The sequence below is a fragment of the Herbaspirillum sp. GW821-FHT09A12 genome (genome assembly GCF_059418325.1).
The window spans coordinates 472,035-494,367 of record NZ_JBWKPR010000002.1; the positions used below are offsets into that span (position 1 = coordinate 472,035).

The 22,333-nt window shown below is 64.0% G+C and carries 22 protein-coding genes; 11 read left to right on the forward strand and 11 right to left on the reverse strand.

The genetic code is table 11. The features are described from left to right. The first annotated feature begins 15 nt into the window (after nt 1-15). From AC07N6_RS07250 to AC07N6_RS07260, 3 genes are all read left to right on the forward strand, one after another. Nucleotides 16-921 carry a LysR family transcriptional regulator gene (locus AC07N6_RS07250; RefSeq protein ID WP_494779634.1) on the forward strand — a complete coding sequence of 302 codons (906 nt, stop codon included), beginning with the start codon at nt 16-18 and terminating at the stop codon, nt 919-921. Between the two features lie 178 nt (nt 922-1,099). Beyond that, the gene (locus AC07N6_RS07255; protein ID WP_494779635.1) at nt 1,100-2,014 is read left to right on the forward strand and encodes a LysR family transcriptional regulator; all 915 of its coding nucleotides are present in this window, start codon (nt 1,100-1,102) and stop codon (nt 2,012-2,014) included. 223 nt (nt 2,015-2,237) lie between these two features. Further along, entirely contained in the window at nt 2,238-3,290 is a 1,053-nt protein-coding gene (locus AC07N6_RS07260) for an NAD(P)-dependent alcohol dehydrogenase (RefSeq protein WP_494779636.1), read from the forward strand. Between the two features lie 202 nt (nt 3,291-3,492). On the opposite strand, the gene AC07N6_RS07265 is transcribed toward AC07N6_RS07260, so the two are convergent. From AC07N6_RS07265 to AC07N6_RS07310, 10 genes are all read right to left on the reverse strand, one after another. Then, nucleotides 3,493-4,236: a carboxymuconolactone decarboxylase family protein gene (locus AC07N6_RS07265; RefSeq protein ID WP_494779637.1), complete on the reverse strand. Its 744-nt coding sequence runs from the start codon at nt 4,234-4,236 to the stop codon at nt 3,493-3,495. Continuing rightward, nucleotides 4,236-4,742: a (R)-mandelonitrile lyase gene (locus AC07N6_RS07270; RefSeq protein ID WP_494779638.1), complete on the reverse strand. Its 507-nt coding sequence runs from the start codon at nt 4,740-4,742 to the stop codon at nt 4,236-4,238. The genes AC07N6_RS07265 and AC07N6_RS07270 overlap by 1 nt, the downstream gene beginning before the upstream one ends. Nucleotides 4,743-4,782: 40 nt before the next feature. Beyond that, a complete protein-coding gene (locus AC07N6_RS07275; protein WP_494779639.1) occupies nt 4,783-5,196 on the reverse strand; it encodes a (R)-mandelonitrile lyase in 414 nt (137 codons plus the stop codon). 73 nt (nt 5,197-5,269) lie between these two features. Then, the gene (locus AC07N6_RS07280) at nt 5,270-6,280 is read right to left on the reverse strand and encodes an XdhC family protein (protein WP_494779640.1); all 1,011 of its coding nucleotides are present in this window, start codon (nt 6,278-6,280) and stop codon (nt 5,270-5,272) included. After that, on the reverse strand, nt 6,267-6,854 hold the full coding sequence (locus AC07N6_RS07285; RefSeq protein WP_494779641.1) for a nucleotidyltransferase family protein: 588 nt from the start codon (nt 6,852-6,854) through the stop codon (nt 6,267-6,269). Before AC07N6_RS07285 ends, AC07N6_RS07280 begins: the two co-directional genes overlap by 14 nt. Next, the gene (gene paoC, locus AC07N6_RS07290) at nt 6,844-9,042 is read right to left on the reverse strand and encodes an aldehyde oxidoreductase molybdenum-binding subunit PaoC (RefSeq protein ID WP_494779642.1); all 2,199 of its coding nucleotides are present in this window, start codon (nt 9,040-9,042) and stop codon (nt 6,844-6,846) included. Before paoC ends, AC07N6_RS07285 begins: the two co-directional genes overlap by 11 nt. Before the next feature lie 4 nt (nt 9,043-9,046). Beyond that, a complete protein-coding gene (locus AC07N6_RS07295; RefSeq protein WP_494779643.1) occupies nt 9,047-10,000 on the reverse strand; it encodes an FAD binding domain-containing protein in 954 nt (317 codons plus the stop codon). Then, nucleotides 9,997-10,653 (reverse strand): aldehyde dehydrogenase iron-sulfur subunit PaoA, encoded by a 657-nt coding sequence (paoA, locus tag AC07N6_RS07300; RefSeq protein WP_494779644.1) that lies wholly within the window; start codon nt 10,651-10,653, stop codon nt 9,997-9,999. The genes AC07N6_RS07295 and paoA overlap by 4 nt, the downstream gene beginning before the upstream one ends. A gap of 209 nt (nt 10,654-10,862) precedes the next feature. Then, on the reverse strand, nt 10,863-11,672 hold the full coding sequence (locus AC07N6_RS07305) for an SDR family oxidoreductase (protein ID WP_494779645.1): 810 nt from the start codon (nt 11,670-11,672) through the stop codon (nt 10,863-10,865). A 1-nt stretch (nt 11,673) separates the two neighbouring features. Further along, nucleotides 11,674-12,504 (reverse strand): SDR family oxidoreductase, encoded by an 831-nt coding sequence (locus tag AC07N6_RS07310; RefSeq protein WP_494779646.1) that lies wholly within the window; start codon nt 12,502-12,504, stop codon nt 11,674-11,676. A gap of 191 nt (nt 12,505-12,695) precedes the next feature. Here AC07N6_RS07310 and AC07N6_RS07315 point away from each other — a divergent pair, with 191 nt between their 5' ends. Next, complete coding sequence (locus AC07N6_RS07315; protein ID WP_494779647.1) at nt 12,696-13,352, forward strand: TetR/AcrR family transcriptional regulator; 657 nt, start codon at nt 12,696-12,698, stop codon at nt 13,350-13,352. Between the two features lie 99 nt (nt 13,353-13,451). Here AC07N6_RS07315 and AC07N6_RS07320 read toward each other — a convergent pair whose 3' ends face one another. Further along, nucleotides 13,452-14,042, reverse strand: coding sequence for a hypothetical protein (locus tag AC07N6_RS07320; protein WP_494779648.1), 591 nt, complete (start codon nt 14,040-14,042; stop codon nt 13,452-13,454). A gap of 377 nt (nt 14,043-14,419) precedes the next feature. On the opposite strand from AC07N6_RS07320, the gene AC07N6_RS07325 reads away from it, so the two are divergent. From AC07N6_RS07325 to AC07N6_RS07355, 7 genes are all read left to right on the forward strand, one after another. Continuing rightward, entirely contained in the window at nt 14,420-14,593 is a 174-nt protein-coding gene (locus AC07N6_RS07325) for a hypothetical protein (RefSeq protein WP_494779649.1), read from the forward strand. Nucleotides 14,594-14,798: 205 nt separating this feature from the next. Then, a complete protein-coding gene (locus tag AC07N6_RS07330; RefSeq protein ID WP_494779650.1) occupies nt 14,799-16,403 on the forward strand; it encodes a carbohydrate porin in 1,605 nt (534 codons plus the stop codon). A gap of 114 nt (nt 16,404-16,517) precedes the next feature. Further along, nucleotides 16,518-17,294, forward strand: a complete 777-nt coding sequence (locus AC07N6_RS07335; RefSeq protein ID WP_494779651.1) for an SDR family NAD(P)-dependent oxidoreductase — start codon at nt 16,518-16,520, stop codon at nt 17,292-17,294. A 71-nt stretch (nt 17,295-17,365) separates the two neighbouring features. Further along, a complete protein-coding gene (locus AC07N6_RS07340; protein ID WP_494779652.1) occupies nt 17,366-18,439 on the forward strand; it encodes an alpha/beta hydrolase fold domain-containing protein in 1,074 nt (357 codons plus the stop codon). A gap of 22 nt (nt 18,440-18,461) precedes the next feature. Next, a complete protein-coding gene (locus AC07N6_RS07345) occupies nt 18,462-20,138 on the forward strand; it encodes a flavin-containing monooxygenase (RefSeq protein WP_494779653.1) in 1,677 nt (558 codons plus the stop codon). Continuing rightward, nucleotides 20,135-21,106 carry a VOC family protein gene (locus AC07N6_RS07350; RefSeq protein WP_494779654.1) on the forward strand — a complete coding sequence of 324 codons (972 nt, stop codon included), beginning with the start codon at nt 20,135-20,137 and terminating at the stop codon, nt 21,104-21,106. Before AC07N6_RS07345 ends, AC07N6_RS07350 begins: the two co-directional genes overlap by 4 nt. Continuing rightward, nucleotides 21,103-22,290, forward strand: coding sequence for an NAD(P)/FAD-dependent oxidoreductase (locus tag AC07N6_RS07355; protein ID WP_494779655.1), 1,188 nt, complete (start codon nt 21,103-21,105; stop codon nt 22,288-22,290). Before AC07N6_RS07350 ends, AC07N6_RS07355 begins: the two co-directional genes overlap by 4 nt. Nucleotides 22,291-22,333: the final 43 nt, after the last annotated feature.

Below are 22,333 nucleotides of genomic sequence, written 5' to 3' on the forward strand. Positions count from 1 at the left end.
GAAGGGAGCTCATGAATGGCGCGGGAGAATTACAATGACTTGCTGGCCTTCGTCGCCGTCGCGAGGGAAGGAAGTTTCACGCGTGCGGCGGCCCAGCTGGGCGTCTCGCAATCGGCGTTGAGCCATACCATTCGCGCGCTCGAGGCCCGCTTGGGCGTACGCCTGCTGACCCGCACCACGCGTAGCGTCTCGGCCACCGAGGCCGGCGAACGCCTGATGGCGACCATCAGTCCCCGCTTCGATGAGATCGAGGCGGAACTGGCCGCCTTGAGCCTGCTCAAGGACAAGCCGGCCGGCACCATCCGCCTGACTGCGGCGGAACATGCGACCAATACGGTACTGTGGCCGGCACTGGCCAGGCTGGCCGTGGAATATCCGGAGATCAACGTGGAAATCACGGTGGACTATGGGCTGGCCGACATTGTCGCCGGCCGCTATGACGCCGGCGTGCGCCTGGGCGACCAGGTGGAAAAGGACATGATCGCGGTACGCATCAGCCCGGACCTGCGCATGGCGGTGGTGGGGAGCCCCGGCTATCTCGACGGCAAGCCGCGCCCGCAGAAGCCGGCCGACCTGGCGCAGCACAATTGCATCAATCTCCGGCTGCCGACGCATGGTGGCCTGATGGCTTGGGAGTTCGAGCGCGACGGGCACATGGTCAAGGCGCGCGTCGAAGGGCAGTGGACCTTCAACAGCAGCACGCCGATTCTGCGGGCGGCATTGGCCGGCTTTGGCCTGGCCTATTTGCCCGAGGACATGGTCGATCCGCACGTGGAGTCCGGCGCACTGAAACGCGTCATGAAAAACTGGACCCCGACCTTCCCCGGCTACCACCTTTACTATGCGAGCCGCCGCCAATCCTCTCCCGCTTTCAACCTGCTGGTGGAAGCGCTGCGGCACAAAGGCGCGGGGCCGCGCTGATGGCGCCGCCGGCCGCAAATTGATGAGTGGCGCTCATAAGTTCATGCGGGTTTAAGTACTTAATCGCGACAAAAAGCTGCTTTAGCATACCCACCGGCAATCGGTCCATTGCCGGCCGGTTCCTGTCCATGCATGGCGCCGGCCAGCGCCGATGGCATTCTCATTTCGGGGCTTGCGGATGGCGCGTGAAAATTTCAATGATCTGCTGATCTTCCTGACCGTCGCCCGCGAGCGCAGCTTCACCCGTGCCGCCGGGCAACTGGGCATTTCGCAGTCGGCGCTCAGCCATACCGTGCGTGCGCTGGAAGAGCGGCTGGGCGTGCGCCTGCTGGCGCGCACCACCCGCAGCGTGGCGCCCACCGAAATCGGCGAACGCCTGTTGAAGACCATCGGCCCGCAGTTCGACCAGATCGACGGCGAGGTGAGCGCCCTGGCCGAATACCGCGACAGGACGGCCGGCAAGTTGCGCATCACTTCCAGCGATCACGCCGCCAGCAGCATCCTGCGGCCCTGCCTGCAGCGCCTTTTGCCGGCCTATCCGGACATCAAGATCGAAATCGTGGTGGACTATGGCCTGGTCGATATCGTCGCCGAGCGCTACGATGCGGGCATCCGGCTGGGCGACCAGGTTGCCAAGGACATGATCGCCGCGCGCATCGGGCCTGACATCCGGATGGCGGTGGTCGGTTCGCCCGCTTATCTGGCCGGCGCCGGCGTTCCAGTGGAACCGCAGGACCTGCTGCGGCACAACTGCATCAACCTGCGGCTGCCCACCTTGGGCGGCTTCTATGCCTGGGAACTCAAGAAGGGCGAGCGCGCCTTGCAAGTGAGAGTGGACGGGCAACTGGCATTCAATAATATCTACCAGGTACAAGAGGCGGCACTGGCCGGGCTTGGCCTGGCCTGCCTGCCGGACGATCTGGCGCTGCCGCACGTCAAGTCGGGCCATCTCCGGTTTGTCCTCGAAGACTGGTTCCAGACCTTCTCCGGGTTTCATCTCTATTACCCCAACCGGCGCCAATCCGGAGCGCTGCGGGTGCTGATCGATGCCTTGCGCTACGAGCAGGAACATACGCCGGTCACGCTGCGCTGAGGCGCGGCGATTGATGATTGCTTCTCATAAAGGCATCCGGTTTTTAGTACTTAATCAACTCGCCGCACCTCGATAGCATGGAGATCCGTTGTCCCTGTGCTTCATTCCGGCGGGCCAATGGGCCTGTCATCTTGCCGGCCGCCTCGGCTAAATTGATCGATCGGCGATTGACACCTGGCATTGGCACAGCCGGACACGGGACATTCATCATCGAAAGGAAAGCATGAAAACTACCGGTTATGCAGCGCAAAGCGCCGACAGCGCGATGGCGCCATTCAGTTTCGAGCGACGTGAGCTGCGCGCCAACGACGTCGCCATGGAAATTTTATATTGCGGTGTATGCCACTCCGACCTGCATACCGCCCGCAACGACTGGGGATGGACAGTTTATCCGGCGGTTCCCGGCCACGAGATCGTCGGCCGGGTGACGGCTGTTGGCAACGACGTGACCAAATATCGGGTGGGCGACGCAGTAGCCGTGGGCTGCCTGGTGGATAGCTGCCAGGAATGCGGGCACTGTCATCATGGCGAAGAGCAGTTCTGCAGCAATGGCCGCACAGACACTTACAACGCTCCTGATCGGGTGACGGGAGAAATGACGATGGGCGGCTATTCAAAGCACCTGGTGGTGCGCGAAGAGTTCGTGTTGCGTATGCCTGACGGCTTGGATCTGTCGCGTGCCGCGCCGTTGCTATGCGCCGGCATCACCACGTACTCGCCGCTGCGCAAATGGAACGTCGGCCCCGGCAGCCGGGTCGGGGTGGTGGGCCTTGGCGGGCTGGGTCATATGGCGGTGAAACTGGCCGTAGGATTGGGCGCCGAGGTGACCGTGATCAGCCGCACGGCAGGCAAGGAAAACGATGCGCTGCAGCTGGGCGCGGACGGCTTGCTGATATCGGGCGACGCCGATGCGATGGCGGCCGCGCAATCGTCATTCGATCTGATCATCGATACGGTGCCGGTCAAGCACGACCTCAATCCCTACCTGCCGCTGCTGGACATCGATGGCACGCTGGTGCTGGTTGGCCAAGTCGGCCCTGTCGCCGAAACCAATACCGTGCCGCTGATCCTGGGGCGTCGCCGTATTGCCGGCTCCTTGATTGGCGGCATCCGCGAAACCCAGGAGATGCTGGACTTCTGTGCCCGCAAGAACATCCTTCCGGAATGCGAGATGATCAAGATGGATGAGATCAACCACGCATTCGAACGTATGGAACGGTCCGACGTTCGCTATCGGTTCGTGATCGACATGGCTACGCTGCAGGCAGTCGGGTAATCGCCTCACGGCCGGCGCCTTGCCGCAGGCAAGACGCCGGCATGCCGGTAATGCCGTTCAGTTAAGCACTGAACGGCATTTTTTTTCGGAACCTGGAAACCCGTTCGGACTGAGCAGCTGCGCCAGCAGCGCATCGAAGACGCGCGCCAGCGATCTTGCCCGGGACGCCGCATGAAAAAATCAGGCGTCAATCAATCAAGCGTCAATCGACCAGGACGGCATCAAGCGCTTTTTTCATTCTGCCGGCAGCGTCGATGCCATTGCTTTGCTCAAGCAGCGACGGCAATTGCCGGAGTTGCGCGGGGCTCAGGCCCACATTGAGGCTGATTTTCAAATGGGACTGCAACTGGGCTTCGGTTCCCGTCAGGGAGGCCAGCGCCCCTACCGTGGCCAGCTCGCGGCTTTGCCAGTCGAGGTTGTCCCTGGCAAAGATATCCCCGAACAGATGCGCCTTCAGGTATTGGTCGATGGCGGGAGCGAAATCGAACAAGGGCCCCTTGACCGGGGCGCCGATCAATTGCGTTTGATTCCTGGCGCCGACCTCCAGCATGTCGGCGGGGGGCGGCAGGGGGCTCGGGTCTTTTCCGGCGATGTCGCGAATGCCGCGCTGGCTGCGCTGGTCGACCACCGTCATCAGCAGGCCGAGCGCATTGAGGCTGCGCGGGAAGCCGGCATACGCATACATTTGCACCAGGATTTCCTTGCATTCGGCGATGCTCAGGCCGGCATCGAGCGCCTTATTCAAGGCCAGGTTCAAATTCTCCATGTCGCCGGTCGCCGCAAACGCGCCGATCGGGGCAACCACTTGCTGAGTGGCGGTGAGCTTGGTGGGTTTTTCCATATTCATTGTTGAATCACTTTCCTTTATTTCCTTGATTTCATTGGCGACACCCGAACACGGGGCCAGCAGGGCAGACATGGCGAGCAGGGCCAGCAGGGATCTCATCATCGCTGCCCCACGGTCTGGACTGCCTGATAGTGCGCGTCGCTGACTTTTTCCAGCCACTGAACGCTCTTGCCATCCCTGGCGCCGGTGACGGCAATGTGCGTCATGGCCGTATTAGGGGCCGCACCGTGCCAATGCTTGACGCCGGGCGGGCACCAGACCACATCCCCGGGCCGGATTTCACGGGCCTCCCGGCCCCATTCCTGGGTAACGCCGACGCCGGCCACGACCACCAGATATTGGCCGGCAGGGTGGGTATGCCAGGCCGAGCGCGCACCCGGCTCGAAGGTGACGTAGGCGCCCGAGGCATTGATCTGGTCATTGGCCTGATACAGCGGATCCACGCGGACTCTGCCGCTGAAGAAATCGGCCGGGCCGGTCATGGAACGCTGGCTGCCGGCCGGATCGATCTTTTGCTCCGACACGCTGCTGGCCAGGGAACATGCCGACCAGGCGGCGAGCAAGACAGCCAGGGGAAACATCACGCACAGCTTGGGTTGCGACATTCATCGTCCTCCTTGAGTTTGAAAAGCGGGATGGCGCACTTCAGTCGGTGACGACCGGGCCTGCCAGATATTGCTCGTCGGTGACGTGTTCCATCCATTCGACATTCTTGCCATCCAGCATCTCGGTGATGGCCACGTGCGACATGGCCGTCTTGTCCGTCGCGCCATGCCAGTGGCGGCGCTGGCACGGGCACCATACGACGTCGCCGGCGCGGATCTCGGTGCGAGGGCCGCCTTCGCACTGGGTCCAGCCGACGCCGTTGGTGACGATGAGCGTTTGTCCCAGCGGATGGGTATGCCAGGCGGTACGGGCTCCGGGTTCGAAGGTCACGATCGCGCCTCCACTGCGGGCCGGCGCTTCGGCGTTGAAGAAGCTGTCGATGCGCACGGCACCGGTAAAGTATTCTGCGGGGCCTTTGGCCGAGGGTTGGGAGCCATTGCGGCTGATTTTCATGACAAACTTTCCTTGGTTGCGGGTAATTCAATTCATCGATAAAGGGTGACGGCGACAGGCGCCTGCCACCGTCTCAGGCCATGTTCAAGGCGCTCTTGGCCACGCCGACTTGCATCCCCGGCGACAGCGCAACGCCATTCTTCGCGGCCAGGATCTCTGCCATCGTGCTGATCGCGATCTCGGGAGGCGTCTTGCTGCCGATGAAGATGCCCACCGGACTGTGCAGCCGATCCAGCACCTCCTGGCTGGCGCCAAAGTGCGTGGCCAGCCGGTCGCGTCGATTGGCGCTGTTGCGCCGGGAGCCGATGGCGCCGATATAGAACGCCGGACTATGAATGGCTTCCAGCAAGGCCAAATCGTCCAGCTTGGGGTCGTGCGACAAGGCGACGATGCAGCTGCGCCGGTCTGGCTGAAAGGCCAGGACCGCATCGTCTGGCATGTCGGTGCTTATCTTCACGCCGGCGACCTCCCAGGCGGCGAGATATTCGCGCCGTGGATCGCACAGGGTGACCTCGAATCCGCTGAATAAGGCCATCGTCGCCAGGTATTGCGAGAGGGCGCCGGCCCCGATCAGCAGCATGCGATAGGCCGGCCCCAGCGTGACGGCCAGCTGCGCGCCGTCGAATCCCAGCGCCGCCGGCGCTGCGGCCGGTTCGATGCGCGCCCGGCCATCCCGCAGATCCACGCTGCGGCGTATCAAGCGGCCATCGTCGAGTTGGCGCACCAGTTGCCGGAGCTGATCGGGATCCGGATTGAATTCGAGGAGCAATTCCAGCGTGCCGCCACAGGGCAGCCCGAAGCGATGGGCTTCATCGGCCGATACGCCGTAGCGCAGGAGTTCCGGTCTGGCATCGGGCAGCGCCATCTCCCCGTCGTCACGGCGATAGCGCTGGATCAAGTCATCTTCGATGCAACCGCCGGACACCGAGCCGACGATCCAGCCATTGTCGCGCAGCGCCATCATCGATCCCGGCGGACGAGGCGATGAGCCCCAGGTGCGCACCACCGTGGCCAGCAAGGCGCCATGCCCGCCTTGGCGCCACGCATGCAATTGCCTGAGTACGCTGATGTCAGTGTTTTCCATGGCTGGCTCCCTGGCTGGCGGCAAGCATTGCCGCCTCGATTCTGGCGAGGTCTTCGATGGTGTCGACATCCATCACGATACCGGCATCGTCGAGCACGACATCGTGTACCGCGCCGAGCAGGCGTTGCCGCCGCACGATCGATCTGGCGCCGTCTTCCCCCTGCAGTTTCAATAAATCGTCCAGGTGTTCGCGGCCAAATCCGACCGGATGGCCTGGCGTGTTGTCGTGATGGGGGACGACCACGGCATGCGCCTGCAACAATGCGGCGACCCGGGACAGGCTTTGCGGCTTGATCAACGGCAGGTCGGCCGGCAGTATCAGCCAGCCGGCGGCGCTTGCGGTGGCCGCGATGCCGGCGGCAATGGACGATCCCATGCCGCCTTCGATGCCGCGCACCACATGCCAGTCCAGGCCGCTGGCGGCGGCCGCGGCAACGACGTGATCCAGGAGCGGCCGCCCCGCCAGCGGCGTGGCCAGCTTGTCGTGCCGCCCGCCCGAGGCCAGGAAGCGCCTGCCGGCGCCGCTGGCGAGGATCAAGACCGTGGGCCGCCGCCCGGACATATCAGGCAACATGGGGCAGATGTTCCAGCAGTTTGTCCAGGGTCAGCGGGTATTGGCGCAGGCGCACCCCGGTGGCGTGATAAACGGCATTGGCGATGGCGGCGCCGACGCCGCACAAACCCAGCTCGCCGACGCCCTTGGCTTTCATCGGCGAGGACATGGGATCGGTTTCCTCGATAAAGATCACATCCTGATGCGGAATGTCGGCATGCACCGGCACCTCATAGCCGGCAAGATCGTGGTTGACGAAGAAGCCCCGGCGTTTGTCCACCACCAGGTCTTCCATCAGCGCGGAGCCGACGCCCATCGTCATGGCGCCAATGACCTGGCTGCGTGCCGATTTCGGGTTGAGGATGCGGCCCGCGGCGCATACCGCCAGCATGCGGCGAATACGTATTTCGCCGGTATGGATGTCGACCCCGACTTCGACGAAATGGGCGCCAAAGGTGGATTGCTGGTAGCGCTTGGTCAGGTCGCCGTATTCCATCGCGTCTTCGACGACCAGTTCGCCCTCCATGGCGGCCTGGCCAAGGGGCACGGCCTTGGCCCCGGCGCGCACCATGCCGTCGCTGAATTCGGCGTTGGCCGCATCCATCCCCAGGCGCTGCGCCACGGCTTCGCGCAGCTTGACGGCGGCCGCGTACACGCCGGCGGTTGAACTGTTGGCGCCCCATTGGCCGCCGGAACCGGCGGAGACGGGAAAGTCGGAGTCGCCCAGTTTGACGACGACCTTGTCCAGCGGCAGCCCCATCATCTCGGCGGCGGTCTGGGCGATGATGGTATAGCTGCCGGTGCCGATATCGGTCATGTCGGTTTCTACCGTGACCACGCCGGCCGGCGAGAGGCGCAAGCGGGCGCCTGAACGCATGACCAGGTTGTTGCGGAAGGCCACGCCCACGCCCATGCCGACCCACCAGCGGCCGTCCCGGGTCGAGGCCGTCTTGGGGTTGCGCTTGTTCCAGCCAAAGCGCTCGGCGCCGGTGCGCAGGCATTCGATGAGCCGGCGCTGCGAGTATGGCCGGTCGGGGTTCTCCGGATCGACCTTGGTTTCGTTTTTGATGCGAAACATGACCGGATCCATTTTCAGCTTTTCGGCCATCTCATCCATGGCGATTTCCAGGGCCATCAGGCCGGGCGCTTCACCCGGCGCGCGCATGGCGTTGCCCTCGGGCAGGTCCAGCACCGCCAGGCGGGTGCCGGTGAGGCGGTTGGGGCCGGCGTAGAGCAGACGGGTCTGTTGGACGGCATTTTCGGGCTTGCCGCCCGCCAGGTCGCCGGACCAGCTCTCATGCGCGATGGCGGTGATTTTGCCGTCGCGGGTGGCGCCCAGGCGGATGCGCTGGATGGTGGCCGGGCGGTGTGTGGTGTTGTTGAAGATGAAGGGACGGGGCAGGCTCACCTTCACCGGGCGCTTGACCAGCCTGGCGCCCAGCGCGGCCAGTATGGCGTCGCTGCGCAAGAACAGCTTGCCGCCGAAACCGCCGCCGATATACGGCGACACCAGCCGCACATTCCGTTTCGGAATGCCCAGGGTCTTGGCCAGGTCGCCGCGTCCCCAGTCCACCATCTGGTTGGAAGTCCATAGCGTGAGCTGGTCACCGCTCCAGGAGGCGATGGAGGCATGCGGCTCCATCATTGCATGCGAGTGGTCGGGCGTCTTGTAGGTCGCATCCAGTTTCACGGGCGCGGCCGAATAGGCGCCGTCAAAGTCGCCCACGCGCCTGTCGCCGGGCTGGGGACCGGACAGTGCGCCGGAGGCCTTGACGGCATCGAGGTCGTAGGCGCCTTTTGCCGTCACGTAATCGACCTCGATCAATTGCGCGGCGGCCCGGGCTTGCTCGAATGTCTCGGCGATCACCAAGGCAATCGCCTGGTGGTAATGCTGGATTTCCGGGCCGCCCAGCAGGCGGGCCGTGTTCCAGGTGCCTTTTCCCAGGGCGCCGGCATTCTCGGCGGTGACGATGTCCAGCACGCCGGGCGCGCGGCGCGCCGGCATGGTGTTCATCGACCGGATGCTGCCTTTGGGGATGGCGGCGCCGACGACGTAGCCATAGACCGCATTGGGCGCCGCCTGATGCTGTTCATACGCATACGGGGCGGCGCCGGTGGTCTTGAGGCGGCCATCGACGCGGTCGACGGCGTGGCCGATGACTTTCTGCTGGTCGATGGGATTGCTGGTGGCGGGCGTATCGAATCGCATGGCATCAACCTTTCTTCACTTCAGACAGCACTGCGGCAAGCGTGCGTTTGGCAAGCGTGATCTTGAACGCGTTTTCCGCGGTAGGCGTGGCGCCGGCCAGCAAGCGCTCCGATACCGCGGCGGCTCCCTGCGGCATGGCGGCTTCAGCCGCCTCTATCCGCCACGGTTTGTGCGCGACGCCGCCCAGGGCGACGCGCCCGCGGCCGTCAGGCTGGATCACCGCGGCCACCGATACCAGCGCAAATGCATAGGAGCTGCGGTCGCGCACTTTGCGGTAGACGTGTGTGCCGCCTATCGGCTGGGGCAGCGTGACGCCGGTGATCAGCTCGCCAGGGACGAGGGCGTTTTCGATATGCGGCGTGTTTCCTGGAAGGGAATGAAAGTCGGCAATGGGAATCGTGCGCGTCTGCCCATCCGGGCGGACGGTTTCGATGCTGGCGTCCAGCAGGCGCATGGCCACGGCCATGTCGCTGGGGAAGGTGGCGATGCACGAGGCGCTGGCGCCGATGACTGCATGCTGGCGCGAGAAACCGCCGGCCGCCGAACATCCGCTGCCGGGCTGGCGCTTGTTGCAGGCCTGGTTGGTGTCATAGAAATAGGGGCAGCGGGTGCGCTGCAGCAGGTTGCCGGCAGTCGTGGCCTTGTTGCGCAATTGGGTCGAGGCGCCGGCCAGCAAGGCCCGCGAGAGAACCGCATAGTCGCGCCGCACGCGCATGTCGGCAGCCAGGTCGGTATTGCGGACCAGGGCGCCGATGCGCAGCCCGCCTTCGGGCGTCGCCTCGATCTGCTCCAGCCCCAGGCCATTGACATCGATCAGGTGCGTCGGCGTTTCGATCTCCAGCTTCATGAGGTCGAGCAGGTTGGTGCCGCCGGCAATGAACTTGGCGCCGGGTATGCGCGCCGCCGCGGCAGCCGCTTCGGCCGGCGAAGCGGCGCGCTGGTAGGTGAAGGCTCTCATGCTGTCCTCCCGGCGACTTCGTTGATCGCATCCACGATGTTGGAATAGGCGCCGCAGCGGCAGATGTTGCCGCTCATGCGTTCGCGAATCTCGGCATCCGTCAGTTGGGGCGCCGCGGCCAGGTCGGGGCTGACCAGGCTGGGAATGCCGGCTTTGATCTCGCGCAAGACGGAGACCGCCGAGCAGATCTGGCCCGGCGTGCAATAGCCGCACTGGTAGCCGTCATGCTTGATGAAGGCGGCTTGCATCGGATGGAGATTGTCCGGGTTCCCCAGGCCTTCGATGGTGGTGATCTCGGCGCCATCGTGCATCACCGTCAAGGTCAGGCATGAATTGATGCGGCGGCCATCGACGATCACCGTGCATGCGCCGCACTGCCCATGGTCGCACCCCTTCTTGGTGCCGCTGAGCTGCAAGTTCTCGCGCAGGGCATCGAGCAGCGTGGTGCGGGTGTCCACATTGAGCTTGTGCGTCGTGCCGTTGATATTGAGCGACACTGCGGCGCTGGAGGGCGGCGGCGTAGAGGATTGCGAGGAGGACGGGGAAGCCGGCTGTGCGCCGGCCGCGGCCGGCAGGCTTGCCGCCGTTGCCGACAAGGCGCCTGCGATGAGCAGGTTGCGCCGGGAAATTGTCACGTCACTGAAATCGTCCATAAGACATCCTGGTGGCTGATTGGCTGGAGAACGGCTCGTTCCTTCTTGGGCTGGGAAACTGGACCGGATTGGCGGCGCGGTGCGTCTGGCTATAGTAGGAGAGCTTGGGACTCCGATTAAGTACCTGAAAGCGCATGGACTTATCGCGCCTGCTCATGAATGAAGGGCGGCCATGTCGCGGGGTGGCCGGCTTTGTCTTGCTTCCGGCTTCAGTTCGCCATCTTCGGCATGATGGCATCCAGATCGTCGAGAACATGCCGGGGTTCCGCCTGGAGCTGCATGTTCCTGCTGTCCAGCACGGCGTCCAGGTGATGCGGCACATCGGGGCTGAGTGCGGCGAACAGGGGAGCCAGGTCTTTTTGCGCCGGACCCTTTTCCGCCACCAGCTCGAACGTCTTGCCAATGGCCGAATCCAGCGCCAGCGATGCGACCAGCAGCTCGGCAATTTGCTGGCGTGAAATGACGCCATCGCTGGGATCGCCCGCATGTCGTTTGTCGCCCTGGAGCAGCTTCAATTTGCGCTGGTCGTCGTCGTTGTAATCGAACCAGCCGGGGCGCACGATCGTGTAGGGCAGGCCGCTGGCCCGCACCAGGCGTTCGCCGCGCCGTTTCCAGTCATGCGCTTCGGTGGCGCGGTTGTATTGGCCGTTGCGGTTGGTGACCCCGATCGCAGTCATCAATGCGATGCGCACCGGCCGCCCGGCAAGAGCCAGCAGGGCATTGCGTACGGCGCCATAGTCCACGCTTCTCGAACCGACTTTCCCGGAACCGTCCGATCCATGGGTGAAGATGATCGCATCGGCATCGGCCACGGCCTCGCGCATTGCCTCGTGGCTGGCGACGTCGCCCTGGACGATCCTGGTTTGCGGCGGCAGTACGCGGCGCGCCTGGGCGGCGCTGCGGGTGAACGCCTTCACGGCGTAGCCCGCATGCAGCGCCTGCGCAACCGCCAGGCGGCCAATGCTCCCGGTGGCGCCGACCACCAGGATGGTCTTGATGGATGTTGTGCGCCACACCATGTCATTGCTCCGGCGCCAGGTCGCCAAACCAGTAGGAGGCGGTGACGCCACCGTCCATCAGGAAATCGCTGCCCGTGATGAATGTCCCATCCGTCCCCATCAGCAGGGCGGCGAGCGATCCCACCTCATCGGGCGTGCCGGCGCGGCCTGCCGGGCTCAACTCGAGCATGCGACGATAGCCTTCGCCGCGCGGGCCGCGCAGCTCATCGTTGGCCAGCGGCGTGATGATTATCCCGGGGCTGATGGTATTGACGCGCGCGCCGCGCTTGCCCCAGCGGACCGCTTCGGCCATCACGCGCAGCGCATTGCCGCGCTTGGATAACTGGTAGGCATGCAGGGAATCCTTGACCGCGGCGGGGGCCAGGAAGGGAAGGGCAAGGAGATCGTCGGTCGGCGTCAGGGCCAGCGCCTTGCTTTGTTCGATGGGCAAGGGCCCCAGCCGGTGGCCGGATTGCGATGCGATCACGACGCCGGAACCGCCCTTGGCGATGACATTGCCGAAGGCCTCGAGAACCAGCGCCGTGCCATACAGGTCGACCGTCAGAATCGTTTGCGCGGCGGCTTGCGATGGGGAAACGCCAGCGGCGTGCACAAGCCCGAAGACTTGGCCCAGGGAGGTCGCTTTTTGCACCAGGGACTGGACCGATTCCCGCGAGGAAATGTCAACCGCGGCCACATCCACGTCGAAACCGGCGTTGGACAGCGTGTCGGCCGCGGCCTGCGCATTGTCAATCCGGATGTCGGCCAGCAGCACTTTCTTTCCGGCGCTTACCCGGCGGGCGATGGCTTGGCCGATGGATCCCGGCCCGATGACTACGATAACGTCTTGCATGTCGATCTCCTGGTTGCATATGGTATGGAGGAGATGCTACGCCCAAGTGATTGCCTTGATTAGTCATATAAAACGGCATGGACTTATGAGGTTGGATCATCAATTGGGTAAGGCGAAACTGGCTGCGGGCGGGATGGAGAGACCGTCTGTCCGGTTCCTTTTGCTACAATCAGCCGGGCTGCCGCATCAGCATGAATACCATTTCCGTCCGGCGGCTGCGCTATGCGGATCAATACACATACAGAATATCAATGGACAATCCAACACGTTCGGAAATAACCCGGAAAAAAGCAATCAAGGCCGCTTTCGCCATTCTCAGCAAGGAAGGCGTCAAAGGTCTCACGTTCGATGCCCTGGCCCTGGAAAGCGGCATCAGCAAGGGCGGGCTCCTGCATCAGTTCAGGACCAAGAACGGCGTCCTGAAGGCCTTGCTCGACTACCAAAGCCAGGAGTTCGATCGTGTCGCGCAAGCTTATTTGGCGGGAGAGGGGGCGCTGAAATCGGAGAAGACGCTGGCAAAACAGATCGCCACTTACAAAGCCGCAACGAACCAGTCGCATTCCGCCGCACGCGCGCTCTTTGCCGTGATTGTCGAAAATCCGGATCTGCTGCATGAGACCAGGGAAGCGTATGGGGTCAATTTAAAGAAGATGCAGGACGAAGCGCAGGATCCTGATTTGGCATTGTTGCGCTATTTCGCCGCCAGCGGCCTGGTGTTCAATATCTTGCTGGGCCTGTCGCCGCTGTCCAAGCCGGCCAGAGAGCGCTTGTTCAACCGGCTGATGGATGACGGGAGCTGGCAGGCGGTAGCGCAGGCGCCGAAACCGAAAAAGCGATTGTCCCGATAAGGCGGGAGGAGTGGCGCGGATGGATAGCCGGCGCCCGGCAACAGACTTAGGGGCGTCCCGGAAAAGTGCCGCGCGTAGCGTGCGAAGCGTTTGCTTTTTTTACTTATACAGGGCTGATGTCGAAGCCTCTTCAGGCGCGGATGGCGCAGCCGCCTTCGGGGCGGCGCCGAACCGGCGGGAGACTTGATTCGCGGCCCAAACAACGGCCGCAAAATACAGGGCGCCACATGCCAGGGCGACGACCAGTTTCGGATATTGGCTGGTGGCGATGACCGATGGAATGGTGGCGACCAGCATGAAGAGCATCGTGGTCATATTGATGGCCATGCTCAGCCATCCCATGATCTGCAGGTAAACCATCGCGATCACGACAGCGATGCAAATTGCGATTGCCGCATTTCCCATGAGCGCCGGAAGTTCGCGCAGCAGGTAGGCATAGGAAAGCCCTACCAACGCGCCCAGGAAGGCGCCGGGCAGTTGCTTGAAATCCCCGCGCAACAAGCCTGCCCAATAGAGCGCGAACAGGAACCCGACCCACATATCCGTAATCCCCAAGGCGCCGCTGAAGGCGACAAACGCCCCGACCACGATCACCGCCGCGACCAGGGTGCCGAGTCCCTTGATGGGGGAGGGTTGTTGCCGGCGCCCGCCAGGAGGCGCCTGGTGTGCCGCATCATGCTGTTGTGTCATTTTCTGTCTCCATTTTTTCCATGCGTTAAGAATGCAAGAATGCCGTCGGTTCGCCGCTACGCCTGAACCAGCCTAGCATCCCGAACCTCAAAGGTAAACCGTCTACCCGGTTTGAAATATTTTATAAAAACAGTCCACATAGACTGTAAACGTGATAGCGTTACACCCATCGCAGCACACTACGAACAATTTGATCCGGGCTTCCAAGAGGGGCTGGTTCAGATGCAGGCGTAATCAGCGCCGGTTTTCGTTTTAAATATGAACAATGAGTCATTATTCATATTTGTGGTGGGCCGTAGTGGACCGATATGCAGCCGTTTGCTTCCCAGAGAAAAAGAAAGCGCCCGTTTCGATGGCGCACGAAATGGAGACACCCGATGGTTCAATTCCTCGAAGCTGTTTTCGCTCGCTCATTGTTGGAGCGATTGCGTCATTTCGCCAGCGCGGAAGAGCTGGTGGACACCCTGATCGGCATCAGTTCCGCGTTTGTCGATCCGGGCATCGACGAGGAGGCGGAGACTCCTCACAGGCCTGACCAGGCTCTGCGGTGAATGGCGTTTCGCGGCGCGGCGGCGTGCGGCCATCCCGGCCCCATGCTCCCGCCCGCGGCGCCCATCCACCGTTGCCGGACATCGCGTTCTTTGTGCCCGTCGAAGCCAAAGGCAGATCGCGATTGCGGGATCCAGATCCGCTCGAGCCCGCATGCACCTCAAGAATCGACACATAAAAATCGATCTAATACAGGAGACAGAGGAAATGAAACATAGCATCCCAAGCGTTGGGCGCGCCCGGCCTTTTTACGCAGGCGCAGGCAAGGCGGCAAGACGGAAAATAACCAGGCACGCGCGCTATCGCGTGTTCGTGCGGGTCGTGATGGCAATGGGCGCCTTGTCATGCGCGATGCAGGCATCGATCGCGGCCGAACAGGCGCCGCCATCCGATCCCCAGGGCATCGCCACGACCGTTGCCGCCGCCGCGGAGGCGCCGCCAGCGGCTGCTGCCGGCGACGCGCCCGAGATGAGCTCTTCCGAGCGCGGCCGTGCCCTCGACGCGAAGTACGGCTACAAGGGCTGGAACATCATGTTCCCGTCGTATGGCGACAGCCTGGTCAATGACGATGGCGGCTGGCGCACCGAGCTGGCCAGTCATGGGTTCGGCTTTTCGATCCAGGGCTCCCTGATCTTCCAGAACAACCTGCTCAATACGCCCACGCAGATTCCCGCCGGCTATGGCGCCTGCACCAAGAACAGCCTCGGCTACGGCTGCTCGGGCGGGCGCTCCTATTTCGGCCAGCGCCCCGGCGCCATGATGGGGAACTCCGCCTATCTGACCTACGACATGAGCCAGCATGGCGTGCCGGATGGCCAGATCGCCATGGGCGCCAACATCACCAACAGCAACGACCAGCAATACAGCGCCTCGACTATCCGCTTCAACAGCCTGTCCTGGTACCAGACCCTGTTCGACAAGAAAGTGGAAGTCAAGGCCGGTTATTTCGCCAATCTGCCGGAATTCGCCGGCACCTTCATCGGCGGCATGGTGGTCAACCCGTTCGGGCCGGCAGCCTCGGTGCCGATCGTGCTGGGGATGTCGCCCAACAGCATCAGCACTCCCAACATCCGCATCAAGTGGAATGCCACCGACACGCTGTATGCGCAGACTTCGGTGCAGCGCAGCCTGCCGGTGCACGGCCCCAGCGGCAATCCGATCTACGACGAAGTGCAATCCAATCCCTCCGGCATGGCCTTCGGTTCCAGCGTCGCCGGGACGCGCCAGCTCTATACCACCGAAGTCGGGTATCGCCGCGCGTCCGCCCCGGACAAGCCATTCGCATGGCTGCGCGCCGGCTACATGTACAACAACTCGACGTTTGCCGACTACAGCCGGCTAGGGGTAAATCCCGGCGCGACCAAGCGCGGCGCCGATGGCGTGTATCTCCTGGCGGACTACCAGTTCAGGCAGTTCGCGCCGGCTTCGCCGCACACCGCCTACCAAGGCATGTATGTCGGCGGCACCTTCATGTATGGCGATCCCAAGTCGGCGGCCTTCACGCAGTACTACGAGGCGCGCGCCTATTTCATCGCGCCCTTTCGCAATCGCCCGAAAGACATGCTGTCCTTCGTCTATAGCCATAACAAGACCAGCAAATACCTGTTCGATGTGCTCCAGCATGCTTCGGCGTTCACCAACTTCTACCCGGCGTCCGAAACCAACAGCCTGACCGCGGCCTACACCTATAACGTCCGCCCGGGACTCTATGCCACCGGCGGGATGGGCTACACCGACCACCCGAGCATGACGTCGTTCAACGGCGAAGGCAGCTCGCTGAACCTGCTCCTGAGCCTGTACTGGATCTTCTGATCCGGGCATCGGAGCGGCCGTCTCCGCTGGCGGGGACGGCCATCGTGGAGGCGGCATGGAGCAGCTTCATCCGTCTCGAGTTTGAATCAAGAGGATTGAACCAAGAGGAGCCTTATGGGCAAGACCATCGAAAACATCTTTAGCCTCGAAGGGAAGACGGCGTTGATCACCGGCGGCGCTTCCGGCATGGGCCGCGCATCGGCGCTGCTGTTCGGGGAGCAGGGCGCCCGCGTGGTGATCGCCGACCGCAACGGCGCGGCCGCCAGGGAAACCGCCGAGGAAATCATCCGCGCCGGCGGCGCGGCCGAATGGCATGCGGTCGACCTGCTCGACCAGGACGCCCTCGAAGCCTTCGTGGCCGGCTTCCTGCAGCACCACGGCGTGCTGGACATCTTGTTCAACCACGCCGGCCTGCCGGCGCCGTCCGGGTTCGATTACGAACTGGACAGTTTCAATGCCTGCATGCGCATCAACGTCTGGGCGCCGATGATCCTCACCAAGCGCCTGCTGCCTTTGCTGCGCAAGTCGAAATCGGCCTCCGTGATTTGCACATCGTCGATAGCGGGACTCAAGGCGGTGTCGATTTTCCCCACCTATTCAGCCAGCAAGGCGGCGCTGATCCAATACGTCCGCTCGGCATCGCATCTGCTGGCGGCGGAAGGCATCCGCATCAATGCGATCTGCCCCGGCGCCACCGATACGCCGGCGCTGCGGCGGGACATGGCGGAGGGGATCGTCATGGCCACGCTCGACCAGATCATCGCCACCGTGCCGCTCAAGCGCATGGGCACGCCCGGCGACATGGCGCACGCGGCGCTGTTCCTGGCCTCCGAGGCTTCCGGCTTCATGACCGGCGTGGCGCTGCCGGTGGATGGCGGCGCCATCGCCTGACGCCAGCGTCGCGGGAATGATTTGGCCCGCATCAAGCAACAGACAAAACCAATGAACCGATAAAGGAGAACATGGTGTCACAGACCCAATTACGCCGTCCAGGCAAGCTGGACAACCCGCAACTCGTGATCCGCGACGATCCGCGCATCGACCGCCGCCTGGCGGCCACGCTGGATGCGTTCCAGATGGGAGGGGAGCCGCAGGTGCATGTCACCGGCGATACGCCATTGGCGGGCATCCTGCAATATCTCCAGGGCGCCGAAGCCGGCTCGGTCGAGTTTCTCGCCTTGTCGGTGGCCGGCATGCCGGAGGTCAGGGATGTCGCCACCACCAGGCTGACGATCGCCGGCGTCGATGGCAATGAAATCGCCTTGTTCATCCATCGTCCGGCGCATGCCCAGGGGCCCTTGCCCGGGGTGCTGCACCTGCATGGCGGCGGCATGTGCATCCTGGATGCGGAAGGGCCGCTGTATAGCCGCTGGCGCGACGACCTCGCGGCCAAGCAACTGGTGGTCATCGGGGTCGAGTTTCGCAACGCCGCCGGCCGCCTGGGGCCGCATCCTTTCCCGGCCGGCCTCAACGATGTGTCCTCCGCGCTCCAGTGGGTCAGCCAGAACAAGGCGGACCTGGGCATCGGCAAATTGATCATTTCCGGCGACTCGGGCGGCGCCAACCTGTCGCTGGCGGCCACCCTCAAGGCCAAGCGCGAAGACCGGCTGCATCAGGTCGATGGCGTCTACGCCTTGTGCCCGTACATCTCCAATGCCTACGTCGACAAAGGCACGGAACTGCAGTCCCTGCATGAGAACGATGGCCTGTACACGCCGGTAGCCGTGTGTGCCGCGACGGCACTGGCGTACGACCCGGACAAGGCGAACGCCGGCAACCCCCTGGCGTGGCCCTATCACGCCAGCCAGCCCGACTTGCAAGGCTTGCCGCCGCATGTGCTCTCGGTCAATGAGCTCGACCCGTTCCGCGACGAGGGGCTGGCCTACTACCGCAAGCTCCAGGCCGCCGGCGTGCAGGCCCGGGCGCGCACGGTGAACGGAACCTGCCATGCGGCGGAAATCAACTTCATGAAGGCGATTCCCGACATCTACGACGCGACGCTGAGCGACATCGCCGTCTTTGCGCATTCACTTTGAATTTGATTTGAAAGGACATCCCATGGTCTCCAAGACTTCCTCCCATCCGGCCGGATCGCCCGAGGTGGACATGCTCATCGTCGGCGCCGGCATCACCGGCCTGTACCAGCTCTATGTCGCCTTGCAGGCCGGCATGAAAGCCATTTTGCTGGAGGCCGGCGACGGCATCGGCGGCACCTGGTACTGGAACCGCTATCCGGAAGCGCGTTTCGACTCGGAGAGCTATACCTACGCCTACCTGTTTTCCAAGGAACTGTTCGATGAATGGCGCTGGTCGGAGCATTTCGCCGCCCAGCCGGAGATCGAGCGCTATCTCAACCATGTGGCCGACCGCTTCGACCTGCGGCGCCATATCCGCCTGGGCCAGCGGGTCATCGCCGCCGAGTTCGACGAGGGCAGCGGCGCCTATGGCGTGCGCACCGAGTCAGGCGCGCAATACCGGGCGCGCTATATGGTCGCGGCGACCGGGGTGCTGTCCGTTCCCTACTACGCGCCGATCCCGGGACGGGAGGATTTCAAGGGCGAGTCTTACCACACCGGCCTGTGGCCGTCCCAGCCGGTCGACTTCAAGGGCAAGCGGGTGGCCGTGATCGGCACCGGTTCAAGCGGCGCGCAGATCGTGCCCGCGATTGCCGATGAAGTGGCGTCGGTGACCGTCTATCAACGCGATCCCAACTGGATCACGCCGGTCAACAACCGTCCGATCACGGAGGAAGAGCAGCGCGAGCTGCGCGCCAACTTCGCCTCGATCAAGAAGACCCTCGACACCAGCCTGAGTGGTTTCCTGCACCAGCCCTATGAACGGGCATCGACCGAGGATTCCGCGCAAGAGCGCCGTCGCTTCTTTGAAAAGCTGTGGGACAGCCCCGGCTTTTCGAAGATGACCGCCAACTACAGCGATTTCTTCATGAATGCCGAACTGCGCAAGGAGTTTTCGGCGTTCATCGCCGACAAGATCCGCGAGATCGTCAAGGACCCGTCCACCGCCGACAAGCTGATCCCCAAGGACCACTACTACGCGCAAAAACGTCCCCCTTACGCGACCGGCTTTTACGAGGCATTCAACAAGCCCGGCGTCAAGCTGGTGTCGTTGCGGGAAGTCTCGATTGAACGGGTGACCGGGACCGGGCTCCAGACCAGCCAGGGGTTCGAGGAATTCGACATCATCGTCTGGGCCACCGGATTCGATTTCGCCCGCGCCTTGCAACGCATGGGCATCAAGGGCCGCAATGGCGTGGCGCTGGAAGACGCCTGGAAAGACGGGCCGAATACCTTCCTGGGATTGCAGGCGGCGGGCTTCCCGAACCTGTTCTTCCCCGGTGGCCCGCATGGTGCGGCGGCCAACAATCCCCGCTACAACGGCGACCAGATCGATTTCACCATGGAGCTGCTGGCCTACGCGCAAGGGCATGGCTTCAATGTCATCGAGGCCAGCCAGGCGGCCGAGGAAGAATGGAGCGCCATGGTCAACACCATGGCCGCCTATTCGCCGTTCAGCCCCGAGCACAGCTATTACTTTGGCGCCAACATCCCCGGCAAGCCCAGGAAGTTCCTGATCAATCCGGCCGGGCGCGGCGTGCTTTTCGATGTCATGGGAAAAAGCCGGGAACGCCAGTTCGGCGATTTCGCCATGTCGCGCGCCGGGGAGGGCGCCGACGGCGCCGAAGTCGCCCGGCGTGACGGGGAGTACTCCGTATGAGCGCGCCGGATGACAAGGCGGCGCCGGGCTATCGCGCCGTCAGGGTCTTCCATCCGACGATCCAGGTGCCCGACCTGGCGGCCGCCGTGCAATGGTTCGAGCAGGTGTTCGGGCGGCCCAGCACGCCCTTGAGCGCAATGGTGCCAAGCCGGCCGGAGTACCCGACCGAATACTCGACCTTCACGACGATCCGCGACGTGTTCATCGACAGCATCGATCCGAAGCTGCACTTCGTCAATGGCTACCAGCGCTATCCGGCGGTGCAGGAACCCGTGCTCAAGAGCATCGGCTGGTATGTGCAGGACATGGAAGGCCTTTACCACGGCTTGCGCCAGCATGGCATCCGCAGCATCGACCTGTCCGACCGGATCGCCGACGGGGACTTGCCGCCGCAGTCGCCGGGCGGCGGCGTCATCACCTATTTCACGGTTCCCGCGGACACCGGATTGCAATATCAATTCATGCGCGAAGGGCCGTTCCCGCTGGACCCGCGCACCAGCCCGGGATGGGCGCTGGGCCCGGTAGCGGCGGCCGACCCGCTGGGCATCGACTGCTGCTCCCACCACACCATCCTGACCAGCCAGACGCCGCGCGCGCTCAGGTTTGCCGTCGATGCGCTCGGGGGCGTGGTGGTCGGCGAGGGCCGCAATGACTTGCTGCAGGCGGCGAGCACCTTCGTCTTCGTCGGCGATGCCCTGCTGGAATACGCGCAGCCGGACGCCGGCACGGCAGCCCATGCGAGCCTGCAGGAAGCGCTGCCCAACGACAGGTATTACGGCATGACCTGGAAAGTGGCGGATCTCAGCCGGGCCGAGCGCCACCTGGACAGCCTTGGCCTCAGGATCGGGGCGCGCGGCGCGGCGGGTTTCGTCACTGAGCCGGGCAGCGGGCTTGGCGTCGCCTGGGGATTCGCCACGCGGTTTCAGCCCGGCGACCCGCGCGCCGCGGCAGCCAGGGAGGCGGCATGAGCCAGCCCAAGAGCGTCCTGATCGTCGGCGCCTCCGCCGCCGGGCTCTCCACGGCCGAGGCGCTGCGGCGCAAAGGCTACCAGGGCCGGATCACCCTGATCGGTGACGAAACCCATCTGCCCTACGACCGGCCGCCGCTGTCCAAGCAGGTCTTGCAAGGCGCCTGGGACGGCGAGCGCACCGCGCTGCGTCCGGCCGAGATGCTGGCCGCCTTGCAGGCGGAGTTCATCCTGGGCGAGACGGCGACAGGGCTGGATGCGGCCAATCGCACGGTGCGCACCGCGTCCGGCCGCCAGCTCGAAGCCGATGCCATCGTCATCGCCACCGGCGCGCGCGCGCGTCAGCTTCCCGGCCAGGAAGGCCTGGCCGGCGTCCATGTATTGCGTTCCCTGGAGCACACCCTGGCGCTACGCCGCGACTTGCTGTCGGCGCTGCGGGTGGTGGTCGTGGGGGAGGGGGTGCTCGGCTCCGAAATCGCCGCCACGTCCCGCCTGATGGGGCTGGATGTGACGCTGGTCGGCCCGCTCGCCGCACCGATGGCGGTCCAGCTCGGCCCGCTGGCGGCGGGCCTGCTGGCCGAGCTGCACCAGGCCAACGGCGTGCGCCTGCGGCTGGGATCGGGCATCACCGGCCTGCTCTCCCAGGGCGCGCGCGCGACGGGCGTGCGCCTGGCCGGCGGCGAGGAATTGCCGGCCGACGTGGTGGTGGTGGCGATCGGCGCGCAGCCGGCCACCGCCTGGCTGGAAGGCAGCGGCCTGCGGCTGGATAACGGCGTGGTGTGCGACGCCAGGTGCCGGGCCGCCGAGGGCATTTATGCCGTGGGCGATGTGGCGCGCTGGCATCACGAACAGCTGGGGCGCCTGGTGCGCCTGGAAAACCGCACCAATGCCACCGAGCAGGCCGACGCCGTCGCGGCCGGGATCCTCGGCCAGGACGCCGCCTATGCGCCTGTGCCGTATTTCTGGACCGACCAGTTCGACGTGAAGATCCAGGTGTTCGGCGCGATTGCCGCCGAGGCTGAAGTCGAGATCGTCGAAGGCGCGCTGCCGGAGCGCAGGTTTGTCGCCAGGTATCGCCTGGGCGGCGCCGTGACGGGAGTGCTGGGATGGAACATGCCCAAGCAGGTGCGGCAGCATCGGCAGGATGTGGTCGCAGGGATGGGAACCCGGCTGGAAACGCATTGACGGGATGCACTGCCAATTCAATACAACGCCACTTCAATACAAC

Bases quoted from the DNA above. Each gene is read 5' to 3' on its own strand.
- AC07N6_RS07250 (WP_494779634.1), top strand. From the start codon at position 16: ATGGCGCGGGAGAATTACAATGACTTGCTGGCCTTCGTCGCCGTCGCG.
- AC07N6_RS07255 (WP_494779635.1), top strand. From the start codon at position 1,100: ATGGCGCGTGAAAATTTCAATGATCTGCTGATCTTCCTGACCGTCGCC.
- AC07N6_RS07260 (WP_494779636.1), top strand. From the start codon at position 2,238: ATGAAAACTACCGGTTATGCAGCGCAAAGCGCCGACAGCGCGATGGCG.
- AC07N6_RS07265 (WP_494779637.1), bottom strand. From the start codon at position 4,236: ATGAGATCCCTGCTGGCCCTGCTCGCCATGTCTGCCCTGCTGGCCCCG.
- AC07N6_RS07270 (WP_494779638.1), bottom strand. From the start codon at position 4,742: ATGTCGCAACCCAAGCTGTGCGTGATGTTTCCCCTGGCTGTCTTGCTC.
- AC07N6_RS07275 (WP_494779639.1), bottom strand. From the start codon at position 5,196: ATGAAAATCAGCCGCAATGGCTCCCAACCCTCGGCCAAAGGCCCCGCA.
- AC07N6_RS07280 (WP_494779640.1), bottom strand. From the start codon at position 6,280: ATGGAAAACACTGACATCAGCGTACTCAGGCAATTGCATGCGTGGCGC.
- AC07N6_RS07285 (WP_494779641.1), bottom strand. From the start codon at position 6,854: ATGTTGCCTGATATGTCCGGGCGGCGGCCCACGGTCTTGATCCTCGCC.
- paoC (WP_494779642.1), bottom strand. From the start codon at position 9,042: ATGCGATTCGATACGCCCGCCACCAGCAATCCCATCGACCAGCAGAAA.
- AC07N6_RS07295 (WP_494779643.1), bottom strand. From the start codon at position 10,000: ATGAGAGCCTTCACCTACCAGCGCGCCGCTTCGCCGGCCGAAGCGGCT.
- paoA (WP_494779644.1), bottom strand. From the start codon at position 10,653: ATGGACGATTTCAGTGACGTGACAATTTCCCGGCGCAACCTGCTCATC.
- AC07N6_RS07305 (WP_494779645.1), bottom strand. From the start codon at position 11,672: ATGGTGTGGCGCACAACATCCATCAAGACCATCCTGGTGGTCGGCGCC.
- AC07N6_RS07310 (WP_494779646.1), bottom strand. From the start codon at position 12,504: ATGCAAGACGTTATCGTAGTCATCGGGCCGGGATCCATCGGCCAAGCC.
- AC07N6_RS07315 (WP_494779647.1), top strand. From the start codon at position 12,696: ATGAATACCATTTCCGTCCGGCGGCTGCGCTATGCGGATCAATACACA.
- AC07N6_RS07320 (WP_494779648.1), bottom strand. From the start codon at position 14,042: ATGACACAACAGCATGATGCGGCACACCAGGCGCCTCCTGGCGGGCGC.
- AC07N6_RS07325 (WP_494779649.1), top strand. From the start codon at position 14,420: ATGGTTCAATTCCTCGAAGCTGTTTTCGCTCGCTCATTGTTGGAGCGA.
- AC07N6_RS07330 (WP_494779650.1), top strand. From the start codon at position 14,799: ATGAAACATAGCATCCCAAGCGTTGGGCGCGCCCGGCCTTTTTACGCA.
- AC07N6_RS07335 (WP_494779651.1), top strand. From the start codon at position 16,518: ATGGGCAAGACCATCGAAAACATCTTTAGCCTCGAAGGGAAGACGGCG.
- AC07N6_RS07340 (WP_494779652.1), top strand. From the start codon at position 17,366: ATGGTGTCACAGACCCAATTACGCCGTCCAGGCAAGCTGGACAACCCG.
- AC07N6_RS07345 (WP_494779653.1), top strand. From the start codon at position 18,462: ATGGTCTCCAAGACTTCCTCCCATCCGGCCGGATCGCCCGAGGTGGAC.
- AC07N6_RS07350 (WP_494779654.1), top strand. From the start codon at position 20,135: ATGAGCGCGCCGGATGACAAGGCGGCGCCGGGCTATCGCGCCGTCAGG.
- AC07N6_RS07355 (WP_494779655.1), top strand. From the start codon at position 21,103: ATGAGCCAGCCCAAGAGCGTCCTGATCGTCGGCGCCTCCGCCGCCGGG.